The organism is Wolbachia endosymbiont (group B) of Germaria angustata, from assembly GCF_964026725.1.
GTDB classification, from domain to species: domain Bacteria; phylum Pseudomonadota; class Alphaproteobacteria; order Rickettsiales; family Anaplasmataceae; genus Wolbachia; species Wolbachia pipientis_C.
In genome coordinates, this window is sequence record NZ_OZ034691.1 from 1,055,447 (window position 1) to 1,081,301 (window position 25,855).

Consider the following 25,855-nt stretch of genomic DNA (forward strand, 5'->3'; position numbering starts at 1 on the left):
TACCAATCTTTCCTGTATATGTGAATTTTTATTAAACCTAACTACCTTTAGGCTTAACGGTATCTTTGCAGATACTATGGTAATTTACTCGGGAGATTTGCTAAGTGGTAAGATTTGTCCTGATATGCTACAATCTTCAGAAGCAAGTTCTACAAATTTGTCTGTCAGTTTATCAGGTGGCACCAATTCAGATATATCTTTTCCCGAAAATGCTTGCTTATACATTTCACTATCGATAGGCCCTTCCGAATACACGGCATTTATGCATAAGTTCGTATGTTTTGTCTCAGATGCATATATCTTCACCATTGCTTCTAGTGCAGCCTTACTTGCAGCATATGGTACCCAATATGGATAAGAGGAAGGAGAAAGTGTTATCTCTGAGGTCATGAATATCGCTCTTCCAGCATTAGACTTTTTTAGTATTGGACCCAAATTTTTTAGCAAGTACCAACTGGCAGTAAAATTTGTATTCATTACGTTCTGTAGATCTTCAAGCTCACAATCATGAACAGAGCTCAACTTACCTAAAATTTCAGTGCATGCAATCAGTATATCAAGTGTTCCAGATTCTGATAATTTTGGGCTTTCTATCATATTTGCCAGTTTTTCTACGTTTTCAAAGTCTAAAAGATCAAGCTGAATTAGTTTCACAGAGCCTTCTTTCAGCTCTTCAATTTCGTTATACAATGGCTTGAGATTATCAAGAGATCTGGAAATCAGAATTACACATGCACCTTCTTTTACAAATCTTTTTGCAACAGAAGAGCCTATTCCACCTGAAGCTCCGTTAATTAAAGCTATTTTACCTTCTAAGTCACCCATTTCTTTCTCCTTAGCAAGATCCATTGAAATATTTTAGCTGAAAATTAAATTTTGCTCCATATATAAAAATCAAACTTAGCACATAAAAAAATAGTAACGATACTATCACACCACCTAAACTTCCATATATCAAATTCAGTTGGTCAAAGGAAGCTTTTAAGTATTGCTTGAAAGCTGAAGCAGAGATCGTCCAAAGAATAACAGCTACACAAGATCCGGGAAATACGTCTGATAAATTTTGTTTTATGTTTGGCAATGTAAAATATAGCCAAGATACTATAGTAAAAAGCACAAACTCAATAAGTAAATATCTAGTATAACTTAGCCCTTGGTAAGAAAAATCAATTAACATTGGCACTAATGTAAAAAATACTATAGTCAGAGTTGTAACAAGCGTAATTGCTAAAAATTGTAATATACTGAGCACCCTTCTCCATATATAAGGCGATGAAACCGGGACTTTATAGGCCTTATTCAATATCGTTCTGAATCCTTCAATTGTCGATGAGGCAGTCCAAACAGCGCCTACAATTGCCAAGGTTAATAAGCTTTGCGGAGGGCCTGATATTATCTCCCTAATACGTGGCATCAAAGATGATAAAATATCCTGTGGCATGTTATCAATAATAAATGCCCAGCCGACATTGTATTGATCTAAGAAATTTGCGAACGTTGATGCCATGGCCATTAAAACAATAAGAAAAGGAAATATTGATAACAGGATTAAAAATGATAGATATCCTGCGTGCTCCACTCCATCATTATAAATTGTGTCAATTAAAGCACGATAAAGGCAATAAACGATACTATAAAATTTCTGTAGCACTTGTAATATAAATAAACTAAGAAAAGTATTCTAAATGAAATAAAGCATACTTTTAAGCAAAAAATCCTCACCGTTTACTTAAATTTAATCAAAATGATAGATAATCCAGCGTTAAATACGGAGGCATAATGAAAAATTTTCTTCTACTTGTAGCTTTAATTCTTTCCTTTGCATTTGATAATGCTTTTGCTGCTGCTGTTACTGATGATACAACAACCAATACAATATGCAAAATAGTAGGCTATACTCACGGTATAGGCGGGCCTATGATTACAATAGTGATAATAGGTGCAGCATTGCTTGCAATATTTGGCAGAATGCCATGGCCAGCGCTTTTTGCACTTGGTGCATTTACTGCTGTGTTTTTTGGTGCACCTGTAGTTGTTTCAAAAATAGTACCAGGTGGTGTGATTTGTAAAGATGGTGCAACTGCTTGCCCTGATGGTAAAACATGGAATGCAACAACAAATACATGCGCATAATAAGCATTAAAGCTTCAAAACATTAGCAAATGGTGCTTCTTAAAGAAGCACCATCATTGCACGAACTTGTGATTTAAGAGCAATTTTTGCCAGTTCATCCAAGTACTGGTTTACTTTATGACGGTGTCATCCCAGTGCTTGACACTGGGATCCATCCTTTACTTACCAACAAAAACTTAGCATAACTTTCATGCTCAAAAAATTCCTGGATTCCAGCGTCACGCGCTGGAATGACATCTGTGCTCTTTTTGCTATAAATATTAAGAAATTTACCAAACGAAGAAAAAAGGCAAAAGAATCCCCGTGTGACGAGTTTTGACCCTATAATAATGTAAATTGGCGCTGTAATAATGTGCTAACGCTTAAAATAAGTGCGTTTTGGCTGAATGTAGAAAAAATAAAAAAGACATGCAGCCGCTATAATTTTTATGTAATTTGCCAATAAATATCTGAGTTTTTTACTGAATTTTTGTTGTTGAACCCGCGCGGATCGAAAACAAGGATAAATACTCTTAGTACCATAGTAAAGGGAATGACGAAATTTGTAAAGTAGTTTTTACTCAAATGACGCCCAGGCAAAAACTATATGGTTATGCAAAAAATCTATTTTTAAAACTGTTAATATAACATAGAAAAAACCTCACCTTCATTAATAATAGATTACTTACCAATCGGATAATCACCAGTGAAACAAGCATCGCAATATTGCGGTGTAGCGTTGTTACGTTTTTCTTCTTTAACAGCCCTGTATAGTCCATCAATACTCAAGAAGGCTAGGCTATTTACTCCTATAATTTCCTTAATTTCCTCTACAGATTTATTTGCAGCAATTAAATCTTTGCACTCTGGCGTATCTATTCCATAAAAACAAGAATGCTTAATTGGTGGACTTGAAATTTTGAGGTGAATCTCTTTTACTTCCGCATCCTTTAGCATAACTATTATATTTCTGAGCGTACTACCACGCACTATACTATCATCTATTAAAATTATGTTTTTGCCTTTCAAAGTGTGCTTATTAGCATTGAATTTTAATTTTATTCTAACTTTACGTACTTCAGCGGTGGGTTGTATAAAAGTTCTTCCTATGTAATGATTACGAATTATCCCCAGTTCCATAGGTAATCCTGAATGCTTTGCATATCCAATAGCTGCAGGTATTCCAGAATCAGGTATTGGTACAACCATATCTACATTGTTTTTTGGTGGGCTCTCTTCTGAAAGTATTCTTCCTATTTCTTTTCTTATGTCATATATGGACCTATTCTCCATTATGCTGTCTGGTCTCGAGAAGTAAACGTATTCAAAAATACAAAAACTTGATTTTTGCTGTGGGAAAGGAAACATTGAGGCTAGCTTACTATCCGAACTGATGGTAACTAATTCGCCTGGTTCTATTTCTCTAATAAACTCTGCATTTATTATATCAAGAGCACAAGTTTCAGATGCAAGAACGTAAGAACCGTTTAACTTTCCTAAAACAAGAGGCCTGATTCCAGATGGATCACGTACTCCAATAACTACTTCTTGATTGATTGCCACAAAAGAATAAGCACCTTGTATTTGCTTTAATGCATATATAAAACTCTCTAAAAAGCTATCTTTTTCACTGCTTGCTGTCAGATGCACTACTACTTCTGTATCAATATCTGACTGAAAAACGCACTCTTGTTTAATTAATTGTTCGCGTATCGGAGAAATATTAATTAAATTACCATTATGTGCTATGGCAAAATCCCCAAATTTGCCACTTTTGCCAAACATGGGCTGCACTCCAAATTTACTACCACTTGTTGAGTATCGAACATGACCTATTGCACAATCTCCAGGTAAGGATTTCTTTATTTCATCTATATCATCAAATACACTGCTCACTTGACCTTGAAAGTGATAAGAGTGCAGCTTATCGTTGTTACTGGTTACTACGCCAAAAGACTCTTGACCTCTATGCTGCAAAGCGTGGAGAGCAAGTATAGAGTTAAAAGCAGCACTTTGGTTGTAACTTATGCCAAATACCCCACACTCCTCATGTACTTCATCAAGCATGAAAAATATTAAATAAAGCCTGATTGTACTTTAGTAGAGGCAAATTACAAGAATTTTATTTGTTAATCCCTTTCAAAGTTGAAGCTTTCTACGGTAGTTTTGATGTATACCAGAAAGTAGGTTATATGCAATTAACCAATTTTGAGATTTTTGACAATTTTTTAGTACTGAAGAGAAAAAGATATTTTTATTGACTTATCTATGTATTAAAGTAATCACTAAAAAGTTTTAGTGGTTATGGTATATAATATGTCTAAGCAAGTAGGTAAACAAGGTGAAAGTAATCTTATTTTAGAGCCTGAACAGTTCTCTAACAGCTTCTTCAATAGTCAACAGAGTAGTTCATCAAATCCAAAATTACCGACTATAAGTCGTAAAGATAGGCATATGGATTTAACCAAGAAAAGGTACGCAAAAAACAAAGATGTTGCAGAATATCTAAGGAGTTATGATTTTGTTAAAAGAGCAGAGGAATTGTCAATAATTTATCTTTTTGAGCGAGACCCATCTTCTACGAAATTGCAAATACCATTGACTACAGATGAACAAATTCTAGTTAAAAAATTTTGTGATGAGATGATAAAAGGTATAACAGAACACGATGAGCAAGAAAGCGTTTTAAAGTACATGGAATGCATAATAGAGGATTATTTAAATCAAGGAATAAGATTAAACTCATATTACGGTAAGGATAATAAGACTGTAACAAATTTTATATTTGAAAAAATGGAAGAATTAATTAATCGCTTTCATGCAAATCCACACAATTCAACTACAAAAAATATCATACAAAAGATCACTCGTAATTTAGTGTTAAAAGGTGGGGTAGAAAAAGGATTATCTTTTTATAGCGATATTGAAGGCGGATATTACGGCTCTAATTATTTAAATGATCTTAACGAACAATGTAAGAGTAAGAAAAAAATGCTAGAGGGTCTAGCATATGAAGGTATTGTGAAAGAAAATAACAAGCAAATTGATAAATATGATCTTGAAGTAGAAGTAGATAATAAATATTTTTATATTAAGTATCCACAAGGTAGTATTGTTGAAACTGCAAGAACTTTAAATAATGAAAAAGCTAAGGATTTAGAAGTTGGCATATTTCAGATTGAGGAAAGTATAGTAAAAGTTGAAATTACAGAAGATGGAAAAAGAAATTACACAGATATCTTAAAAGGTGGTATTGAAATATTTTTTACTACTAAAATAGGAGAGATTAGTATTTATCTACGGAAAGATGGTAACAAAATGGTAGTAGAAATTGATGAGAAAAGCAAAATAAGGTTTAGCAAGTTAGAAAACAAATCAAGCTTTGGAGGGAATTGTCTTATACAGGGGAAAAGTGTTTTAGAAGTTATGGGCAAGAGTTTTGAAAATATTCCTGAGGAGTTAACTCAGACTATTAAAAACGTTCCATCTACTAGTCTTATGCAAACATGTTTACAACAACAAGAAAACTCTAGTAGGGAATTAAATTAATGTATTTTTAGGATAAGAATTAAGAAGTTAATTATAAACATCCATACGCATTCGATTGGAGTAGAGGATATGGGGCAGCAATTAGCACAAGAACTAAAGGCAAATGTGGTTGGTTGTCAAATAGTGATTGATTAAATCAATTTAGAGAAGTAAATAGCAGCTTTGCAGCTTGTTTTTATGAACAAAGATAAAACGTTGTAGCCAAGTGCGCTTTCAGCATTGTGCTGAATTGCAATATCTCTGTGTTCTAACTCCTCATCACGAAACTTACTTATAGTTTCTCTTAATTCCCCATCTTCTAAATGTAAGACCTGCTTCTTGTAATGCTCTCCGATCACCTCTTCAACTGCAGCAGTGCAAGCCATAGCAGCTTTTTTACCCATCATAGCAGTTACAACACCAAGTGACACCCCTAAAACATTCCAAACTGGCAGCAAAGCAGTAGGACGAACTCTTTGCTCCTTGATTTTCTCATTAAAATAGTGGAAATGTTCTTTTTCCTGCTCCTCCATTTCAATTATTTTGTCAATTATAGAAGATTTTTTAAGAATAAATTTTTGACCAGAATAAATGCAAATGGCTCCATATTCGCCAGCATGATTTACTCTAATTGCTCGTTCTAAAAAATTTCCTTTCAATTTTTTTACATTGCTTTCCAATGTCTCCTCCCTTTATTTCTGCATTAGTACTACTATAAACCAACATATTATAGAGTAAATAAAATTCCATGCATACATTGCACCAACATTGTGATTACAGGAACTCAAGTAGCAATAGCAAAAGTTACTTGACAGACTCTCCCACTTTCCCTTATCATATCAATAAGAGTATTTATCCTTGTTTTTAATCTCTGCAGATTTAACAACAAAATTCAGTAAAAAACTCAGGTATATATTGGCAGATTACATAAAATTATAGCGGCTGCATGTCTTTTTTATTTTTTCTACATTCATCCAAAACACGCTTTAAATAAGCGTTAGCACATTATTACAATGCCAATTTACATTATTATAGGGTCAAAACTCACTACTGGGGGATTCTTTTGCCTTTTTTTTTGTTTGGTAAATTTCTTAATATCTATAACTAACATGAACTAGGCAGCGTGTCAATAGGGTGTCATTCTAGTCTGGAATGATAGGAGAAGGTACTGCGATGACAACAAGTAGTAAGCTAAACGTCCGTGTGGTTATTGGTATTATCAAGATATTCTCTAATCTTCTTTAAATCTTCCCAAGCTAAACGTTTTTGTGCTGGTTGACGAAGCAGATATGCTGGATGAAATATAGCAGCTGTAGTAATTGAATGAGATAAATATTGGTTAGTATACGTATGAAACCTGCCACGCAAGTTCGATATAGTTTTTGTGTTATCAAGAAGGCTATAACATGCAATTCCTCCGACAAAAATCAGAATTTGCGGTAAAACAAGAGCAATGTGCTTCTCAACAAATGGTCTGCACATATCAAGCTCTAGGTCAGTTGGTTTTCTATTACCTGGTGGACGCCAAAACACCGCGTTGCTTATATACACCTTAGTGCGGTCCAGACTAATTGCAGCGAGCATCTTATCGAGCAGTATTCCGCTTGCACCACAAAATGGTATGCCTTTCAGGTCTTCATTTGCTCCTGGTGCTTCACCAATAAGCATGATTTTTGCATTCGGATTACCATCAGAAAAAACAGTATTAGTTGCAGTTTTTTTTATTTCACAACCCTCAAATGACTTAACTGCACTTCTTAGTTCGTCTACACTACTACATTCACTTGCAAGCTTCCTTGCTTCAATGATCCAGTCACTTGGGAACATGGCTTTTTTCTGCTCGATGACAGAAGACTGTACAGCTCTCTCATTTTCCATTTTTTTTTCCTCTTCACTTTCAGTTAGTGTGCAATCAACTCCCACTTCATGATAGAACTTCAACAATTCTAGATCTTCATTGCTCATAGTGTCTCTTAACCTTTTGTGCTTTTTTCATAGCCAAATCATACTTCAACTTAGATAAATGTCTAATGTATAATATACCATTTAAGTGATCCAATTCATGCTGAATACACCTTGCAAGCCAACCACTAGCTTTTAGCGTCTGTTCTTCGTTATTTAAGTTTTTATATTTTACAGTTAAATATTTTGGACGCTTGATTTCATGGCTTTGCTCCGGAATTGAAAGACATCCTTCGCTCATAATCACTTGTTCATCGGATAATTCCTTAACTTCAGGATTAATCATGCAAAACTTACCAACTGAATCATATCCTACTAACTCATCTCCAGCCTTTTCTGTCTGAACGTCCATGACAAAAATTCTCTTCAGCACTCCAACTTGTACTGCAGCAAGACCAAGACCTTCTGCATCGTACATAGTTTCGAACATGTCGTTTACTAATTCTTTAATTTTATCGGTTATATCTGTTACTTCACTGGCGCGTGTAGTTAATCTTTCGTCAGGGGCAATTACAATTGGTAACTTAGACATAAAAATTGTAATTCTGTGTTTTATTTTTCTTTTTGTCTAGGTATATTAAAATGTTGCTACATTTATGATAGAAATATAAATTCATTCAGGGAAGCTACAATTTAAATGGAATCGCATCATAAGGTCAACCAATGTACTCTGCAGTAATAACAAAACCAAAGCAGAATGTTTTTGCTGTTTTAGACGTGGGTACAACAAAAATTATCTGTCTCATTGTTAAAATCAATAGCAATTTTAGCTATAAAATAATAGGAGTGGGTTATAAAAGTGCAGAAGGTATAAATGGTGGATCAATAACTGACGCAAAGCATGCAAGTTACTCTATTTCATCAACTGTAGGTTTAGCTGAACAAGTATCAGAAGAGACTATAGACCAGATATATGTGAATGTGGCTGGATGTGGGATTTCGTCTTTTAACGTACATAACGAAATAATTGCAGCTAATCACGAAATTTTAGACCGAGATATAAAACGTGTAGTCTTTCAGACATTTGAGAAATATATCGAAGAAAATGTTATAATTCACAATATACCACTTAAATATCACTTAGATGATATGGCTGACATAAAGGAGGTCAGTGGATTATATGGAAAAAGATTGTCTGCTGATGTTAATGTTGTCACTGCTTCGCGTCCAGCTCTTACCAACATTGAAAATTGCATAACTAATAATAGTGGGATAAGTATGGCTGGTTGTGTTGCTTCTGCATATTCTGCAGGTCTTGCTTGTCTAAGTGAAGATGAAAAAGAGCTAGGGACTGCCATTGTTGACATAGGAGGTGGATGCACTGCAATTGGAATTTTTAAGAGAGGAAAACTTGTGTACACAAGCAGCATTCCAATTGGTGGCATTCACATTACCCGAGATATAGCTTATGGACTATGCACAAGTATAGAGCATGCTGAACGCATAAAAATACTATACGGTAGCACTATTGTAACTTCAATAGATGAGAATGAATGTATTGCAGTGCAAAGTAATGAAAGCGATGAACCAACTCAAGTGTTTAAGTCTGAACTTGTTAACATCATAAGACCAAGGATTGAGGAAATACTTGAGCTGATAAGAGAACAATTTCAAGAACAGAAAGATCCAATTAATAAAGTAGTGATCACAGGTGGAACCAGTCAACTCACAAGCATGAAAGAAATTGCAAGCTATATATTCAATAAACAAGTCCGTATCGGATGCCCTGAATCTTGTAGCGGTCTTGATGGCGAATACGACAAAAATCCTGTATTTTCTGCTGCTTTAGGCTCTATAAAGCTAATAGTTGACACCTTTTATAGAAATAATTCTGGAATGCTTGGTCACGATGGCAAAATAAGTAAGTTATACCATTGGGTTAAATCAAAAGTCACAGTCTAGATTTTTGTCTTTATCTCTTAATATACAAATGGCTTGATCTAGGAGCTTATTTTTATAGTATTATTACACTGATGTATCCGTAAGAGAAGCAGAAAATTACAATAAAAACGTAAGAAACATGAACATAACTATACATTCACAAGAAGATTTTGACTTTATGCGTAAAGCTGGCAGGCTTGCAGCTGAAACCCTTGATTTTATTGCACCATACGTCAAAGTAGGGGTAACAACTAATGAATTAAATAATCTATGTCATGATTTTATAATCAATGCAGGTGCAATTCCAGCACCACTGAATTATAAGGGATATCCGAAATCAATTTGTACTTCGAAAAATGCTGTTGTATGTCATGGTATTCCTGATGATAAACCTCTTAAAGATGGAGATATTTTAAATATTGACGTTACAGTGATTTTAAATGGCTGGTATGGTGATACAAGTCGCATGTTTTGGACTGGTAAACCCTCAATAAAAGCAAAGCGTTTGTGTAATGCTGCCTACAATGCGCTAATGGAAGCGATAAAACAAGTTAAGCCCGGCAATAAGTTAAATGAAATAGGATTTGCTATAGAAAAATATATTGAAGATTTTGGATATTCTATCGTACGCAATTATTGTGGACATGGCATAGGAAAGGTTTTTCATGCTCCACCAAATGTTGTACATTTTTATGATGAAGGTGAGGATCTTATCTTAAAAGAAGGCATGTTTTTTACGGTAGAACCAATGATCAATGCTGGAAAACATGAAACTCTGCTCAGCAAGCTAGATGGCTGGACAGTGACAACACGTGATCTCTCACTTTCTGCACAGTTTGAGCATACGCTTGGAGTCACAAAAGATGGAGTTGAAATATTTACACTATCACCTAAAAATTGGCATTTTCCACCTTATGATTAGATTTTTTAAACACTTGGTTTTTGAAAAAATCTAACTCTTAACTTGTGATATAGCAACTAACCCAATTAGTGCACAGAAAATCATGTAAAAACTTGCTAAAGTTCCTTGTCCTGTAACTTTGATAATAGTTGTGCATATAAATGGTGCAAGACCACCAAAAAATCCCGAAGCTATATTTCTTGATAAACCAAATCCACTGTATCGTACCTTTATTGGGAATAATTCGCACATAAACGCGCTAACAGGACCAAGAGAAGCAGCTATTGGGATTATAAAAAGAACGTGCGCCATTATGGTGAGCAAATTATTACCACTTAGTATCATTGAAAAAACTGGATAACTTACTACTATAAAAGTCACAAATGCAAATTTCATGACTCTTTTTCTCCCTACCTTATCAGAAAGCATTGCAAATAGTATAGTCAATCCTCCAAGTGCAACCTGATTCAATATTTCTACTGCGTGATTAAAGTGAGTGTTTATTGTTGATGCAAGTAGATTAAAAAACACTAAATATATGTAAAGAGATGCATTCTCAACTATGTCAACTCCAATTGATATTAGAAAAGGTTTTTTATAGCCATTTAACAGTTCTTTTAACGGTAGTTCATGTGGCTTTTCCTGCTTTTTATATTCTGGGCTTTCATCGAGTATATATCTCATATATATACTGATTAATCCTATTACAAAACTGAAAATAAAAGGCAATCTCCATCCCCAAGATTCAAAATCGGATACTTTTTTGCATATAAGCACTACTATAAGACTTAATATTGAGCCAAGAATTGCGCTCAATACTTCAATACTGCCAAAGAATCCTCTTTTATTTTTAGGAGCATGCTCTATTAAAAATGGGGCATTTCCTGCCTCTCCTCCAAGAGATATACCCTGCAATAATCTTAAACATACCACCAGTACTGATGCGAGTACCCCAATGTTCTGATACCCTGGAACAAATGCAATAAGTACGGTTGATAGAGTCATCAATATGATAGAAAGAAATAGAGCAATCCTTCTTCCATATTTATCGCCAATGTGGCCAAATATAGCAGCACCAATTGGTCTTATTAAGAAACCCACTGCAAACACTCCAAAAGCTTTAAGTATGCTGACTAATTTGTCGTCTGATGGAAAAAACACATCTCCGATTATGCTTATTAGATGGCTGAAAAGCATGTGATCATACCACAACAAAGTGTTACAAATTAAACTTGATAGTATTACTTTTGTTATTTGTTGCACAAAATCTTCCGTAATTTGTTTGATATTATAGTAATATTACTTACTTTTTCAAACGTGAATTATGTAAATGTTATATTAATAATATTATCTTATTAAATTTTTATATCGTTGATTATATTTAAATATTCTTATACTATACCTATATATTTCCATATATTTTTTGGCGAGAAAGTTATTTTAGTTTAAGTGCACAAAGTCTCTTGATATGACACATATTCCAGTTTTGTTAAAAGAGATGCTACTGCAATTGTCACCACACAGTGGTGGTATATATGTGGATGCCACGTTTGGAGCTGGAGGATATAGCAAAGCAATATTGGAATCTGCTGATTGTAAAGTTTATGCAGTTGATAGAGATGAAACAGTTACTAAATTTTATGATGATCTAAATGTTAAATACCCTAATAGAATAAAGTTATTTATTGAAAAGTTTAGTAATATCAAAAGTATACTGAATAAATCCTCTGTCATCCCAGTACTTGATACTGGGATCCAGAAGAAAAATAACTGGATTCCAGCGTCACGCGCTGGAATGACATCAAATGGAGTGGACGGCATAGTTTTCGACGTTGGAGTTTCATCTATGCAGCTTGATAATGGAGATAGAGGATTCTCATTTCTACGTGATGGTCCACTTAACATGAGCATGGATAATTCTTCTCATATGAATGCTTCGACGTTTGTTAACGCTTTACGTGAAGAAGAGATTGCGAACACTATATATAATTATGGGGGTGAGCGTCATTCCCGCAGAATCGCAAGAGCGATAGTAAATGCGCGGAAGAAGAAAATTATCAAAACTACATTTGAACTTGCGGATATTGTACGTTCTGTGGTGTTTCGTGGAAAAAGCAAGATTGACCCTGCAACTAGAACATTTCAGGCAATCAGAATATGGGTAAATGATGAGCTAGGAGAGCTTGAAAAGGGTATTAAAGCTGCATCTGAGATTTTAAGTGAAAACGGCAAATTAATTGTAGTTACCTTTCATTCTCTAGAAGATCGTATAGTTAAAACCCTTTTTAAAGATTTGTGTGAACCAGGATTTACCAAGACATTCTCCCTTTTAAACAAAAAAGTGATTAAAGCAAGTGCGGAAGAAATAAATGCAAATCCGCGTGCACGTTCAGCAAAATTAAGAGCTATACAGAGGTTGTCATGAGAACCTTCTGTATTATTTCAATAACTATGTTTTTATTATAGGGTTATTTAAGGTAAAATTACATGTCCACTCACTAAATAAATAGCTAACACAAATAAAACGTGAAATTAATTTAGTGCAAAGCGGCATAAAAGTCCTGCGAGCAGAGTGGAGTTATTTGAGTAATCCAAAAAAACTTGCAGTCTTACGGAGAAATACCTAAAAAATAACTCTTTGATACCTAGCTAGCCAGGTTCAACTCTCTAAGTAGCCGCAGTGCGTTAGCACAATTTAAAACCTAGAGTAACAATTAGAACCTATCTTGAAAGGGAAATTTGAAATATTAACGTAAAAAATTGCTTCCATATATTTTAAATCTGATTATAATTACAGTTAGAGATATTTTAAGAGCTCAAAATCTATCTTTGTCTGCAGACTTTTCAGTCAAATTTTTAATCAAAAAGTGTATTCTTCAGAGCATGTAAGTGTGCTTAATTTCTGTCGTATGTGCGCTGCACTTTTTTCTAATCTTTTTTACACAGGAGGATTTTATGTCCAGAATTCCAGATACTTGACCTTTACTTTAGCTAAAAACCAATAGGCGCCTATGGCTAATTAAAATAAAAATTTTTCTAATATATAGAAGAATTACAAAATCACTGTTACTGAAAACGGGGCAAGAAAGCTGCTAATGTCAAAGAATTTTAGGTAAACATTGTTTGCTTGACGTATGAGCGTGCTCTCCTTATTTCAAGAACTCTTTAATATGACTATGCTTGCTACTTAGGTCCTTTCAAGACAGGTTCTTAAATTTAAGCTTTTAGATAAACACATTACGATAAAATTTATTTTAGTATGAAATTATTCGTATAAGATTTTGGCAGTCTTTTAACATCTTTTGGCATTTCAATTGTGTACTTTGTGTTGTGTTTCTTTGCGTAAGATACTGCTTTTTCAAGAGAATCAAACTTTAGTACAATCTGTTTTTTGGGGTCTTTTGAACCAATCCATCCCATCAAAGGTTCAATATAGTAAGAACAAGTCTCAATTTTTAGGTGCCAGAATTTTGTATTACCTAAACCAGATTGTGTTGCAGTTTTTGTTGGCTTATAAATCTTAAAAACTACTTGATCGTCAATACTCATAGTCCTTACTACGTAATCTTAAGTATATATCTAAATAAATTTTTCCACAAAGAATTAGTGTGAAAGAATGAAGTTTGAAATAAATATTTTTATGTTATATTATTAAATTATATAAAAAGGATTAGCTGAATAGGAGTAATCGATGGCACAGCAAGAAATGGTAACAATTAATGCAGAGTTACGTGATGTAAAAAAAAAGAAAGCGATGCAGGCTCTGAGGGAGAAGGGAAGTATACCTGCAGTTATATATGGTAAAGGGCATGATAACGTAAATTTGACATTGTCTGCAAAGGAATTTACTAAACAATATAAATCAGGTGCTCTTTCTGCACATTTAATAGAACTAGATATTTCAGGGAAAAAAGAATATGCTCTTGTTCGTGATATTCAATGGCATGTAGTAAAGGATACTGTGCAACATGTTGATTTTCAGTTTGTTGATAAAGGTAGTGAAATTAAAATAGATATACCTTTATCATTCATCAATGAAGGTAAATCACCAGGAATCAAATTAGGTGGAGTGCTTAATGTTTTGTGTCGTTCTATTACTGTCAAATGCTCTCCTGAGAAAATACCTCAAGTCATAGAAATTGATTTGTCTGGCAAAATGATTGGTCAGTCTATACATATCAATGATGTAAAATTGCCAGAAGGTGTTAAATTTGTAGCTCATGAGGAAGAAAATTTTACCATTGTCACAATTTCTGCTGCTGATAGTGATGTTGAAGAGCCTCAAACAAAAACAGAGGAGTAGTGCATTTAATAGCTGGGCTTGGTAATCCTGGTAGTAAATATGAATTAACTCACCATAATATTGGCTTCATAGTTATTGATGCAATTCACAAATATTGGAACTTTCAGTCATTTTCTAATAAAGCTGATTACTTGATAACCTCTGGCATAATTAATAATAATAAAATTATGCTGATAAAACCTTATTCATTTATGAATAATTCAGGTATTCCTATTGCAAAAATAAAAAATTTTTACAAATTATCGCTAGACAATATTGTTGTCATACATGATGATGCTGACTTGAAATTTGGAAGAATAAAAGTAAAAAAGGGCGGTAGCTCAGCCGGACATAATGGACTTAAGTCTATAGATAGCCTTATTGGTAATGATTATTGGCGTCTGAGATTTGGAGTAGGTAGGCCTGAAGACCAAAAAAGCTTAGCAGACTATGTGTTATCAAAATTTGAAAATTTTGATAACGTTATCCTCTTAGTGGAAAAAATAGCAAAAAATATACACCTGATGCTACAAGGAGATAACACAGCTTTTATCAACTCAGTTGGGAGAGTGTGAAATATAGCAATTGAACAGGACATCCTATTCAATATAAAACTTGTATCCGTTCAGCAGGGTAGCAAAATAAGATAGACAAAAATATAGGAACAAATAGTCAGTGTGCAAACACACAGCTATACGAACATTGTGACAATTTGCGTAACAAATGGTGTCATCCCAGTGCTTGACACTGGGATCCAATTTTTCATTTAAGCTCATTAATTTAGCATAAGCTTACCGAATTAGTTTGCCTGTGAATTTTCTTAGATCCCAGTGTCAAGCACTGGGATGACACCAAAAGGGCTACTTAGGCGACAAGAAAAGAAGCACTGATTTCAACATTTGCACATTAGCCATGCATCTGAATGGATACTAAAACTTCACCCTAATCTAGATTAGAATACTGATTCTTCTAGAAGTTGTTCGCGTTCCTCTTCTATTACAATAGAATTATCATTATTTTTAAATAAATCTCTGATTTTTGTTTCTATTTCATTTGCAATTTCTTTGTTTGCCTTGAGGTAACTTTTTACATTTTCTCTTCCTTGGCCAAGACGCGTATTGTTATATGAATAATAAGCGCCTGCCTTTTCAAGGACACCAAGTTTTACTCCTATATCTATTATTTCTCCAAGTTTTGATATGCCTTCATTATACATTATATCAAATTTTGCCTCTCTAAATGGAGGAGCGACTTTATTTTTTACAACTTTAACTCTCGTTTCATTACCCATAATATTCTCTTTATCCTTTATCGCACCAACTTTTCTTATATCAAGTCTTATAGAAGTATAGAATTTTAACGCATTTCCACCAGTGGTAGTTTCAGGATTTCCATATACTACTCCTATTTTCATACGAATTTGGTTGATAAATATCAATATACAGTTTGCTTTTGAAACTACAGAAGTTAGTTTCCTGAGTCCATGGCTTAGAAGCCTTGCTTGCAATCCCATGTGCTGATCTCCCATATCCCCTTCAATTTCAGCTCTTGGAGTTAGTGCTGCGACAGAATCAATAACTATTACATCAACTGCACTAGAACACACTAAATACTCAACAATATGCAACGCCTGCTCTCCAGTGTCTGGTTGTGAAATTACCAAATCATCAGTTTTCACTCCAAGTTTACGAGCATATATAACATCCAGTGCGTGTTCCGCATCGATAAATGCACATAAACCTCCTTTTTTCTGTGCTTCAGCAATTACATGCAAAGCAAGGGTAGTTTTACCAGAACTCTCAGGGCCAAATATCTCAATTATACGTCCTTTTGGCAATCCCCCAATACCCAGAGCTGAATCAAGTGCAATCGACCCTGTAGATATCGTGTCTATTTTTTCTACAGGGTTTTGCTTTAGCTTCATTATTGCACCTTTACCGAATGCTTTTTCAATTTGACTTATTGCATTATCTAGTGCTTTTTGCTTATCATTATTTCTTTCTTCTGGGTTGTTTGCCATGGATCATTTATTAACTTGTATGTCTCCATGGTAATTGAACGCAACCAATCTGCCAAGGGTTTTTTAATAACGAAGAACGTTAGTTACCTAAAATTAGATAGATAGACTTTGTAGTGCGATACAAAATAACGATAGAATACAATGGTAGTGGTTTCTCTGGCTGGCAAAAGCAACAACACTCTGCTAACTCAATTCAGGAAACCATAGAAAGCGCTATATTTAATTTCAGTGGCGAGAGAGTCTCTTTGCATTGTGGTGGCAGAACTGACACAGGAGTTCATGCTTTAGGGCAAGTTGCTCATTTCAATATGGAAAGGCAATTTGAGCTTTACAGAATAAGAAATGGAATAAACTATCACTTAAAAGTGATTCCTATAGTTGTGCTTAGTGCAGAAGCTGTAGATGATGCATTTCATGCACGATTTTCAGCAAAAAAAAGATATTATGAATATAGAATAATTAATCGCTACGCTCCTGCAGCTCTGGAAATCGGTTATGTGTGGCAAGTATTTAACCCACTTGACGTAAACATCATGCGTGAAGCTGCTAGACACCTGCTTGGAAAACATAATCTTTCAAGCTTCCGCTCAAAAGATTGTCAAGCTACAAATCCGGTCAGAACAATCGATGATATTGATATAGTAAAAAATGGAAGTCACATATACATCAAAATATCTGCAATTTCCTTTTTACATAACCAAGTGAGGATCATTGTCGGCACTTTAGTTGAATTTGGAAAAAACAAAACTAATCCACAAGAAATGTTAAATATATTAAGTCAATGCAAAAGAAACGCCGCTGGGGTCACTGCGCCGCCTCACGGCTTATACTTGGTAAAAATAGATTACTAGTTTAAGTCCTCATTGGCATCACTATGTATAGTGCGCTTGAATCATCTTCATCAGTGATAATTGTAGCACTATTACCATCTGATAAGCTAAACTTACACTTATTTTTTATGCAGGATAAAGCATCAAGCAAATAACGTGAATTAAATCCTACTTCCATAAGAGCTCCATCGTAATCCACCTCTATAGACTCAGTCGCATCACTGCACTCTTGGGAATTTGAATGTAGAGTTAATAAATTCTCTTGCAATGAAAATTTAATTGATTTTATTTTATCGGACACAACAACGGAAACTCGGTCTATAACACTAGCAAGTTTGCTACTCTCAACAATCATTTGTTTATCTTGAGACGTTGGAATGACAGCTTTGTAATCTGGAAAAGTCCCATCTATCAATTTTGATATTAGAATATACTCACCACATGTAAATTTGATTTTTCTATCTGAAAGTTTTATATTAATCTCATTACAATCACACAATACTTTCAATAATTCCATGATAGTTTTACGTGGAATGATCACCCAAAATTCGCCGTTGATATCTTCAGGTTTAGGCCTTTTTATACATGATAAACGGTGGCCATCAGTTGCAACGCAGTACAGAAATTGCTCATCTGTATGCAGATATATCCCGTTTAAATTATACCTTGTATCATCCAGCGACACAGCAAACTTCGTTTTAGTCAATAAGTCTACCAAATCTGCACTTAGTAGAGTGAAATCGTATTGATGATCACCTTCTTCCAGAACAGGGAAGTTATTTGAAACTACGTTCGGTAAAGAAAAATTTGCATTTCCACAGGATATCAATAATTTTCCTTGATTATTCATTTCGAAATTGACATCCAAATTAGTTGGCAATTTCTTCACTATGTCATGTAAAGTATGTGCTGAGATTTTCACTTCTCCTTCTGCTGATACACTTGCAGTAAGTGAGGCAAATATTGAAATGTCAAGATCGGTAGCCTTTAGTTTTATGCTGCCATGTTGTGCTTTGATATTTATACACGCTAAAACGTCTATCGCGTTGCGCCTTTCAACCACCCCGCTCACTCTGGATAGCGTATTTAAAAGACTTGCTCGGCCAACGCTAAAACGCATTTGCTCACATACAACTTGCTCTTTACCTGCAACCTCTAACATACTAATTCTCAAAAGTATATTTTAAATGATATCTACATTCTATGTAAAGTGCTATTTATCTTTTTATCTGAGAGATAAAAACAGCCTATCTTATACTTTAGTAATCAATAATTTACTTTGTATGGCATAAGTCGTGCATTTTTTGGTAAGCTTTTTGAAACCCAAGCAAAGAATAAGTATCATCAACATTTGCTGTTTTTATTTTTCCATTAACTATCATTGATAATCCTTGTTTCATTTTTAGAATCAAATCTTGGTCCGTTTTTGTATCATCTGTCCACGCAAGACTTCTCTGTATTATCGGCAATTGATATTTTATTTTTTTATCGATATTGAGAACTACGGGCTCATTATTATACTGAAAGCCAGAAGTGACGCTCACCTCATCTGCTTTTTTATCAACGTAACTGACCATTACATAAGGCTTGCGATCGGCTGTATAGTGTTCACTTTTTTCCTTAGGATAGGATACAATATAACACACTTTCTCACCATCTTCCAGTGCAGTATACACAAACCAGTCTTTATATTTTTCCCTCAGTTGTACATTACTAACCGATGCAAGAGTGTCTATTGAAAAAAATATTAGAAATACGAAAAGACTACGCATGTAAACCGAATTTCAAACTCTCTGATTTTATATGTTGTTTTACCTTACTCATCGCTTGTTCAGCCAGCTGTCTTATTCTTTCTCTTGAAACACAATATTTTTTGCTAAGCTCATCCAAAGTCTGAGTATTCTCAGACAAATATCTGCTAATGAAAATGTCTCTTGATCTTTCATTAAGACTTGCTAATGCATTGCTTAAGATTGTTTCTTTTAATGCCTTTTCTTCATGATTCTGGTAAGCTAATTCTTGATTGACTAAATTACACGGAATCATATCTTGTAACTCCTTTTTAGAGTCATCACCTATTTTTATACAATTATTTAACGACTGATCCTTACAAGCCAAACGATAGTTCATCTGTACAACATCTTCTTCAGATACAGAAAGCTCGTTTGATATTGCTTTTATTTCTTCTTTACTCAAAGTTTCTCTGTTTGTGTATTGTAAAATTCTTTTTTTTATTTTACGTAAACTAAAAAACAATCTCCTTTGTGCTTGCGTTGTACCTATTTTTACAAGTGACCAAGATTTTAATATAAAGTCTTTCATTGAAGCTTCAATCCACCATACTGCATAAGTTGAAAAACGAAATCCCAAGTTAGGATTGAACTTTTTCACTGCATACATTAAACCCATATTTCCTTCCATGACCAGGTCCATCAACAATAGACCGTAATTCTTAAATTTCATTGCAATTTTTACTACCAAATTCAAATGGCTAGTAATCAACCTGTGAGCAGAAGAAATATCCTGGTATTCTTGCCAATTTTTTGCTAATCGCACTTCCTCTTCTTGGGAAAGCATAGGAAATTTTCGCACTTCAGCAATATATTGCATGAGATTAGTGCTACTATTAACAGATAAATTCGCTACTGGGATCAACATAATAACTTAAATTAAAACTCCATGTATATAATATATTGATTTTCAGTGAAAAATTCAAGCTTTAATTAAAAAAAGCATAACTTTATATCTAATTAAGACCTTAGCAACATTAAACTTCAACCAGAACTACCTGAATGTAGAATTAAAATTACTAATGTGTAATGATAGGCTATATAATTTAAAGTAAACAGTGTGTTATTCCAGTGTTTAAACACTGGAATTCACATTTCTTTTTTCTAGATCCCAGTGTCATTCTACTTGAATGACAAGAAAAACCCACTGGGATAATAAGACAAAGATAGACTAGAAATTAAACGCTACTCCAGCTTCTGCACCAACAGTGCTGTAAAGAACTTTGATTCCGCCATCATCTTTAGCTTTCTTACCAAAATTAGCACCATAAGAACCAAAATAACGAGCACCAGCATAAAGCTTGATTTCTGGGGTTACATCATAACTAATACCAGCTTTTGCTTGATAAGCAAAACCAAATCCAGATTTTTTATCACCAGTAACCTCTGTTACTAAAGGATTGCTTACATACGCTGCACCAACACCAACACCAACGTATGGAGTGATAGGCATATCTTCAATTGCTATATCGTAATAAACATTAACTAGTCCTGAAAATGCTGTTAAACTTTCTACAACTGCTGGAGAAGTATCTACTACATCTGCATCTTTACTCAATTGTGAGTAAAGTCCTTCAACATCAACCCTGATATCATCCATTTTATAACCAAATGCACCACCTCCAGCTAGAAAAGATGCTTTTAAGGGACTATTGTTGTCCTTACCTGATTTATATGTAACACCATCAATCTTTGTTTTAAAAGATAAAACTTCACCGTTGTATTGTAAACGAACGTAGTAGCTAGTTTCTTCATCACTTATTGGACCAATAGGATCTGATGAAAAAGCAGAGTTTGATAGGCTTAGCAACGTCACTAAAGCAGCTGCCGAAAAAAACTTTTTATAATGCATAATTGCCCTCGTTAAAAAAATTAAAATTCCACTTTAGCAGTCTAAATAATAACTAAAGTTAAGTCAAGTGCTAACTTAATAACACAAAACCTTCTGTATCTTAACTAACTTTTAGGAAAATACAAAGATTTTATTAATTAATAAATAGAGTTACTCTACTTTTTTTACTCTTGATTTTTTGGTATAGCTAACGTAGGTAAAATTTACTATCGAAAGACCTCGTCATTCCGCTACTTGTTAGCGGAATCTATACCGCGGCGGTATGACGTAGGGCTGTGCTAGCTATAGGTGCATTATATGAAGAAGTACTAGCGTTGGAAATATTAGAAAAAAAATACTTACACTAAAAGAAATTTCAGTAGTATAGAAATAAATTCAAAAAGGAAGTTTAAATCCAGGTGGTAACCCCATCGTACCTGCAAGATCAGAGGTTGCATTTGCCATATCTTCTTCTGCTTTTTTAATGGCATCATTAAACGCTGCTGTCACTAAATCTTCTACTATGTCTTTTTCTTCATTTCTCATAAGCTCTAAGTCTATGTTTACCTTTTTAGCTTTATAGCCACCTATTTTTATAACTTCCACTAATATAGAAACTTTGCCACCACCAGAAATACCTTGAAACTCTTTTCCAATATACTTTTCTTGAGCTTCCGCAAGCTTTTTTTGCATTTCTTGCGCTTGCTTCATTATTTGACTGAAATCCACAACCTACTCCTTATTTTCTATATTAACTACCTTTGCACCTTTAAACGTATTTAATATGTCCTTAACTGCAGGTGCATAATTTAAATTACTCACTTCCCTATTCATGTAACTCGTATCAACTATAATAACCCACTCCTGATTAGTAGCTTGATTTAAGTAACTTTTCAAGTCATTACAAAAATTACTGTTCAAGCTAGATACAGCTTTTAATTTTAAATACCCAAATCTACAATCTATTAATTGTAGATTACTACACAGTTGTTTGTAAAGATAAATTTGGTTACTCCGCCTTAATAGTTGCAAAATCTTATCAAAATCGTAATTTTGTTGTTTATTTTTCACATGGATCCCAGTGTCGCGCACTGGGATGACAGAGTGGGGTTTTTCCACATATTTTTTTTGATCCAAGTAGTCAGCTACTTGGATGACAGAGGGGGAAGGTGCAACAGGTCTGCCCTGTCTATTTCCTTGCTCTACATTCTGTGAAAGAATTTTTTTGATCACCTGTTCTGGAGAAGGTAGATCAGAGAGATAGCAAAGACTAATTAGCATCATTTCAGCAGCAACATCGTTGCATGTTGAAACCTTTATATCTTGAATACCTTTAAGCAGCACCTTCCACAATCTCGAAAAAAATATTAAAGACTTTTTCGCACTCAAATCTTTTACTCTGCTCTTCTCATATTCTGTATCAATCTCTTTTGTAATTAAAAAACGGCATATTAACTGGATTGTTTGCAGCAGATCTTCAAAAATATTAAGCGGATTTGCTGTTTTTACCACATTGTCGAATACTAACAAAGCCTTCTGTAAATCACTATCTAATACTGCTTCCAGTAGATCAAATATAACGTTTCTATCTACTAGACCAAGTATGTCTTTAACACTTTGAGTGGATATTGTACCATCTTTGCTATATAGGACTGCTTGATTCATCAAAAATAAAGCGTTACGCATTGAATGATTGCAGTGGTGAGCAATTAATCCCGATGCTTCTTTTTCAATAAAATAATTTTCTTTTTGTGCAATATCATTTAAACGCTCCATTATCTTAGCTGAAGGAATGTTATGTAAGTCAAACCTTTGACAACGTGCAATAACAGTTATTGGTATCTTTTTTATTTCTGTAGTTGCCAGAATAAACTTTACGCTAGATGGTGGTTCTTCTAGAGTTTTAAGTAATGCATTAAATGCATTACTGGATAACATGTGTACTTCATCTATAATGTAAACTTTAAATTTAGAACTTATTGGTAAATAGCAAATATCTCCCAAGATCGCTCTAACATCCTCAACACTAGTGTGACTTGCCGCATCGATTTCAACTACATCTGGATGGCTTGAATTTTTTATTGCCAGACAACTTGTACATGATCCACAAGGTTCAAAAGTTGGCCCCAACGAGCAGTTCAAACATAAAGCTATTATTCTTGCAGTGGTGGTTTTACCAATTCCACTGCTACCAGAAAGCAGTATAGATTGTGGAATTTTGTTGAGAGTAAAAGCATTTTCTAGTATACGCACCAATATATCTTGACCTACTAAATCTTTAAAGCTACTAGGACGATATTTTAATGCTATGTTCATAGCCTAGAATAAAACAAATAGTACAAATAGGTATGCAACCCAAAAAGATTCTGATATGGTTGCTTCATTTCTGACCTGACCAAGTTACAGAATTTTTGCCTGCATACCTTATAAAAGGTTATACTTTTTTTTTTTTTTAGCAAGGTATATTCTATATTAGTCTTATAATTTATATGTTAGACCTTTTGCAACATTACTTTGGAGTAAACAGCTGTTACCTAAAATACTCTTCTTCTGTCATCCCAGTGCCCAGACACTGGGATCCAGGAAACTTAATTTTAAATGAATACATTAGGCTGTTGTATAATAAGAACTGGATTCCAGTGTCAATCACTGAAATGACACCCTTCCGGTGGGGATTGCTCTCAAACTACAATGTTCGTACAGTTGTACTGGGATCCAAGTATAAAAATATTTGGAAATTACACAATGGACAATGGATTCTAGGAATATATGTTAAAAGCAATGTCCATAATGAAATAAGCTGGATTCCAATGTCACGTACTGGAATGACAACATATAGGTATTGGAATAACAAAAGAGGAATATTATGATTTTATATCATTTTCCTCTTTGTCCGTTTTCACGAAAAGTTAGAGCTCTTCTCAAGGAAAAAAAGCTGAATTGTGATTTGGTATATGAAAATCCATGGGAAAAGCGGAATGAATTCATGGAGATCAATCCAATCGGACAAGTACCAGTATTAATAGATAATAACTTTGTAATAGCGGATAGTAATGCCATTTGTGAATATATAGAAGAGACTTACAATAGTGACGTCAAATTACTTGGTTCATCAACTATTATTAAGTCTAAAATACGCGCTTTAATCAATTGGTTCGATAGCAAATTTTACAATGAAGTTACTAAGTATATTATGAATGAAAAAGTAATTACTAACCGCAGCCCTGACTCTAGATTTCTTCATGCAGCTCAGCATAACCTGCCTTGCCATATGGAATACATCGAACACTTAATTAACAAGAACGTTTGGCTTGCAACCGATAAGTTCACTTTAGCCGATATTACTTTAGCATCACATATTTCTATAATAGACTACGTAAATAGTTTCCCATGGGAAAAAAGTAAGATTTTAAAAGAATGGTACTCCATTGTTAAATCAAGGCCTTGTTTTCGCGAAATATTATTAGAGAGAGTTTTTGGCTTAACTCCCCCTAGACATTACGCTGACCTTGATTTTTAACTTGCGTTAGTTTTAAAGCTACAGTCATTCCTTCGTCAGTAGGAATCAATATGGAGAAATATTTTTTTTCATCTGACAATCTATCATTAAACTCTCTCATAGCATGCCATGACTTTTCTGATACTTCTTTTGGAGGAGATTCTAAAAATACTGTATCAAATAATAGAGTGTTATCTGCAACGATTAGCCCATCTTGTTTAATGTATGACTCTGCCCAATCTAAATACTTAGGATAACTACTTTTGTTAGCATCGATGAATATCATGTCAAATGGTGCCTTTGCTGATAATTCATTAATTTTTTCCAGTGCATCACCTTCTATTAGAGTAATTTTATCACTTAGATTAAAAGCACTAAAATTTTTTTTTGCTATTCTTGAGTGTTGAGGATTATTTTCTATTGTATATATATGACCATCTTTCGGTAAAGCTTTTACCATACAAATTGACGAATAACCATATAACGTGCCAATTTCAATTATGCTTTTAACTTTATGGATTTTGATAAATAAATTTAATAATTTTCCTTCTTCAGGAGTGATTTGAATACGTTGTTTCTTATCAAGAGTACAATGTTCTTCTATTTTTTTATACTCTTTTGCAAATAAGCTTCTTATGTACAACGATTTTCTGCTAAAGTTATGACGCATTAAGTTTTATAATATAAACTAAGGAGGTTTAATCTATATAAGATTTATAAATATAACAATAGGGTTAAGAATAATAAAATTTTTATTTTAAGTTGTTATTTTATAAAGTAAAATTTTAAGTGACAAAGATTATTATATATTTTACTATAGTTAACTAGTATAATAACCAATTGTTATACTAGAATTAAGGGATCGTTTATTTACATCTCTCTTAAAATGTAATTTTTATAATCAATTAGAGGGGGTTATATGTCTTATAACATTGCTAACGAAGTTGAAACGTTAAGCAAGAAGTCTAATAATAATGAAGGAGTGAAATTACTGCACAATCCAGCTTATCGCGAGAAGTACAAAGAACGCTTTAACGAAGCTCAGAAAAAAGTTATGGATATGGTCCAATTTTATGATGGAACGATAGTATTAATAGAGAATAAAATTGCTATGTATTATTATGCTTGGCACAGTAAAAAAAGAGAGTTTGAGCGTAAAAAGCAACAAACAGTATCAAAAAATAATGATTCAGCATAGGGTTTTTATATGGTAAGCTAC

The 25,855-nt window shown here is 33.8% G+C and carries 26 protein-coding genes, 1 other RNA gene and 1 pseudogene; 11 read left to right on the top strand and 17 right to left on the bottom strand.

What is annotated here, in order from left to right; genetic code table 11:
• Nucleotides 1-84: 84 nt before the first annotated feature.
• Both AAGD63_RS05140 and AAGD63_RS05145 read right to left on the bottom strand, forming a co-directional pair.
• Nucleotides 85-849 (bottom strand): SDR family oxidoreductase, encoded by a 765-nt coding sequence (locus AAGD63_RS05140; RefSeq protein WP_341813257.1) that lies wholly within the window; start codon nt 847-849, stop codon nt 85-87.
• The gene (locus tag AAGD63_RS05145) at nt 836-1,651 is read right to left on the bottom strand and encodes a YihY/virulence factor BrkB family protein (RefSeq protein WP_264330904.1); all 816 of its coding nucleotides are present in this window, start codon (nt 1,649-1,651) and stop codon (nt 836-838) included. The genes AAGD63_RS05140 and AAGD63_RS05145 overlap by 14 nt, the downstream gene beginning before the upstream one ends.
• 128 nt (nt 1,652-1,779) lie before the next feature.
• Between AAGD63_RS05145 and AAGD63_RS05150 the strand changes: the two genes are divergently transcribed.
• Complete coding sequence (locus AAGD63_RS05150) at nt 1,780-2,133, top strand: TrbC/VirB2 family protein (RefSeq protein WP_341813258.1); 354 nt, start codon at nt 1,780-1,782, stop codon at nt 2,131-2,133.
• A gap of 660 nt (nt 2,134-2,793) precedes the next feature.
• Here AAGD63_RS05150 and purF read toward each other — a convergent pair.
• The gene (gene purF, locus AAGD63_RS05155; RefSeq protein WP_341813259.1) at nt 2,794-4,179 is read right to left on the bottom strand and encodes an amidophosphoribosyltransferase; all 1,386 of its coding nucleotides are present in this window, start codon (nt 4,177-4,179) and stop codon (nt 2,794-2,796) included.
• Between the two features lie 249 nt (nt 4,180-4,428).
• Between purF and AAGD63_RS05160 the strand changes: the two genes are divergently transcribed.
• Complete coding sequence (locus AAGD63_RS05160; RefSeq protein WP_341813260.1) at nt 4,429-5,661, top strand: hypothetical protein; 1,233 nt, start codon at nt 4,429-4,431, stop codon at nt 5,659-5,661.
• A gap of 131 nt (nt 5,662-5,792) precedes the next feature.
• On the opposite strand, the gene AAGD63_RS05165 is transcribed toward AAGD63_RS05160, so the two are convergent.
• From AAGD63_RS05165 to def, 3 genes are all read right to left on the bottom strand, one after another.
• Nucleotides 5,793-6,320: a demethoxyubiquinone hydroxylase family protein gene (locus tag AAGD63_RS05165; protein WP_341813261.1), complete on the bottom strand. Its 528-nt coding sequence runs from the start codon at nt 6,318-6,320 to the stop codon at nt 5,793-5,795.
• A gap of 511 nt (nt 6,321-6,831) precedes the next feature.
• A complete protein-coding gene (locus AAGD63_RS05170; protein WP_341813262.1) occupies nt 6,832-7,605 on the bottom strand; it encodes a uracil-DNA glycosylase in 774 nt (257 codons plus the stop codon).
• Nucleotides 7,595-8,134 carry a peptide deformylase gene (gene def, locus AAGD63_RS05175; protein ID WP_264330897.1) on the bottom strand — a complete coding sequence of 180 codons (540 nt, stop codon included), beginning with the start codon at nt 8,132-8,134 and terminating at the stop codon, nt 7,595-7,597. Before def ends, AAGD63_RS05170 begins: the two co-directional genes overlap by 11 nt.
• A gap of 131 nt (nt 8,135-8,265) precedes the next feature.
• On the opposite strand from def, the gene ftsA reads away from it, so the two are divergent.
• Both ftsA and map read left to right on the top strand, forming a co-directional pair.
• A complete protein-coding gene (gene ftsA / locus AAGD63_RS05180; protein WP_341813263.1) occupies nt 8,266-9,504 on the top strand; it encodes a cell division protein FtsA in 1,239 nt (412 codons plus the stop codon).
• Nucleotides 9,505-9,622: 118 nt separating this feature from the next.
• On the top strand, nt 9,623-10,405 hold the full coding sequence (map, locus tag AAGD63_RS05185) for a type I methionyl aminopeptidase (RefSeq protein WP_341813264.1): 783 nt from the start codon (nt 9,623-9,625) through the stop codon (nt 10,403-10,405).
• A gap of 30 nt (nt 10,406-10,435) precedes the next feature.
• On the opposite strand, the gene AAGD63_RS05190 is transcribed toward map, so the two are convergent.
• On the bottom strand, nt 10,436-11,647 hold the full coding sequence (locus AAGD63_RS05190) for an MFS transporter (RefSeq protein WP_264330895.1): 1,212 nt from the start codon (nt 11,645-11,647) through the stop codon (nt 10,436-10,438).
• A 205-nt stretch (nt 11,648-11,852) separates the two neighbouring features.
• Between AAGD63_RS05190 and rsmH the strand changes: the two genes are divergently transcribed.
• Complete coding sequence (rsmH, locus tag AAGD63_RS05195) at nt 11,853-12,809, top strand: 16S rRNA (cytosine(1402)-N(4))-methyltransferase RsmH (protein ID WP_341813265.1); 957 nt, start codon at nt 11,853-11,855, stop codon at nt 12,807-12,809.
• An 824-nt stretch (nt 12,810-13,633) separates the two neighbouring features.
• Here the strand turns inward: rsmH and AAGD63_RS05200 are convergent.
• Nucleotides 13,634-13,933, bottom strand: a complete 300-nt coding sequence (locus tag AAGD63_RS05200; protein ID WP_264330893.1) for an ETC complex I subunit — start codon at nt 13,931-13,933, stop codon at nt 13,634-13,636.
• A 142-nt stretch (nt 13,934-14,075) separates the two neighbouring features.
• Here AAGD63_RS05200 and AAGD63_RS05205 point away from each other — a divergent pair, with 142 nt between their 5' ends.
• Together AAGD63_RS05205 and pth are read left to right on the top strand one after the other, a co-directional pair.
• Nucleotides 14,076-14,687: a 50S ribosomal protein L25/general stress protein Ctc gene (locus AAGD63_RS05205; RefSeq protein WP_006013479.1), complete on the top strand. Its 612-nt coding sequence runs from the start codon at nt 14,076-14,078 to the stop codon at nt 14,685-14,687.
• On the top strand, nt 14,687-15,241 hold the full coding sequence (gene pth / locus AAGD63_RS05210; protein WP_264330891.1) for an aminoacyl-tRNA hydrolase: 555 nt from the start codon (nt 14,687-14,689) through the stop codon (nt 15,239-15,241). The genes AAGD63_RS05205 and pth overlap by 1 nt, the downstream gene beginning before the upstream one ends.
• Before the next feature lie 377 nt (nt 15,242-15,618).
• Here the strand turns inward: pth and recA are convergent, their stop codons facing one another.
• The gene (gene recA / locus AAGD63_RS05215; protein ID WP_341813266.1) at nt 15,619-16,686 is read right to left on the bottom strand and encodes a recombinase RecA; all 1,068 of its coding nucleotides are present in this window, start codon (nt 16,684-16,686) and stop codon (nt 15,619-15,621) included.
• 113 nt (nt 16,687-16,799) lie between these two features.
• Between recA and truA the strand changes: the two genes are divergently transcribed.
• Nucleotides 16,800-17,537 (top strand): tRNA pseudouridine(38-40) synthase TruA, encoded by a 738-nt coding sequence (gene truA / locus AAGD63_RS05220; protein ID WP_341813267.1) that lies wholly within the window; start codon nt 16,800-16,802, stop codon nt 17,535-17,537.
• Nucleotide 17,538: 1 nt separating this feature from the next.
• Here the strand turns inward: truA and dnaN are convergent, their stop codons facing one another.
• The 7 genes from dnaN to ffs form a co-directional block, all read right to left on the bottom strand.
• On the bottom strand, nt 17,539-18,678 hold the full coding sequence (gene dnaN / locus AAGD63_RS05225; RefSeq protein ID WP_341813268.1) for a DNA polymerase III subunit beta: 1,140 nt from the start codon (nt 18,676-18,678) through the stop codon (nt 17,539-17,541).
• Between the two features lie 112 nt (nt 18,679-18,790).
• Nucleotides 18,791-19,288, bottom strand: a complete 498-nt coding sequence (locus tag AAGD63_RS05230) for an invasion associated locus B family protein (RefSeq protein WP_341813269.1) — start codon at nt 19,286-19,288, stop codon at nt 18,791-18,793.
• Nucleotides 19,281-20,174: an RNA polymerase factor sigma-32 gene (locus tag AAGD63_RS05235; RefSeq protein ID WP_341813270.1), complete on the bottom strand. Its 894-nt coding sequence runs from the start codon at nt 20,172-20,174 to the stop codon at nt 19,281-19,283. Before AAGD63_RS05235 ends, AAGD63_RS05230 begins: the two co-directional genes overlap by 8 nt.
• 303 nt (nt 20,175-20,477) lie before the next feature.
• Nucleotides 20,478-21,158 carry a P44/Msp2 family outer membrane protein gene (locus tag AAGD63_RS05240; protein WP_341813271.1) on the bottom strand — a complete coding sequence of 227 codons (681 nt, stop codon included), beginning with the start codon at nt 21,156-21,158 and terminating at the stop codon, nt 20,478-20,480.
• A gap of 375 nt (nt 21,159-21,533) precedes the next feature.
• Nucleotides 21,534-21,848 (bottom strand): YbaB/EbfC family nucleoid-associated protein, encoded by a 315-nt coding sequence (locus tag AAGD63_RS05245; protein ID WP_341813804.1) that lies wholly within the window; start codon nt 21,846-21,848, stop codon nt 21,534-21,536.
• 21 nt (nt 21,849-21,869) lie between these two features.
• Complete coding sequence (dnaX, locus tag AAGD63_RS05250) at nt 21,870-23,453, bottom strand: DNA polymerase III subunit gamma/tau (RefSeq protein WP_341813272.1); 1,584 nt, start codon at nt 23,451-23,453, stop codon at nt 21,870-21,872.
• 16 nt (nt 23,454-23,469) lie between these two features.
• An RNA gene (gene ffs, locus AAGD63_RS05255) (signal recognition particle sRNA small type) lies at nt 23,470-23,568 on the bottom strand.
• A 118-nt stretch (nt 23,569-23,686) separates the two neighbouring features.
• Between ffs and AAGD63_RS06170 the strand changes: the two are divergent.
• Both AAGD63_RS06170 and AAGD63_RS05265 read left to right on the top strand, forming a co-directional pair.
• Nucleotides 23,687-23,800, top strand: a pseudogene (locus AAGD63_RS06170) (WPE palindromic element domain-containing protein); the annotation flags it as partial.
• A gap of 203 nt (nt 23,801-24,003) precedes the next feature.
• Nucleotides 24,004-24,657 (top strand): glutathione S-transferase family protein, encoded by a 654-nt coding sequence (locus AAGD63_RS05265; RefSeq protein WP_341813274.1) that lies wholly within the window; start codon nt 24,004-24,006, stop codon nt 24,655-24,657.
• Here the strand turns inward: AAGD63_RS05265 and AAGD63_RS05270 are convergent.
• On the bottom strand, nt 24,629-25,306 hold the full coding sequence (locus tag AAGD63_RS05270; protein WP_341813275.1) for an O-methyltransferase: 678 nt from the start codon (nt 25,304-25,306) through the stop codon (nt 24,629-24,631). The two genes, AAGD63_RS05265 and AAGD63_RS05270, sit on opposite strands and share 29 nt — an antisense overlap.
• 249 nt (nt 25,307-25,555) lie before the next feature.
• Here AAGD63_RS05270 and AAGD63_RS05275 point away from each other — a divergent pair, with 249 nt between their 5' ends.
• The gene (locus tag AAGD63_RS05275; RefSeq protein ID WP_007302334.1) at nt 25,556-25,834 is read left to right on the top strand and encodes a DUF2671 domain-containing protein; all 279 of its coding nucleotides are present in this window, start codon (nt 25,556-25,558) and stop codon (nt 25,832-25,834) included.
• The last annotated feature ends 21 nt before the right edge of the window (nt 25,835-25,855 follow it).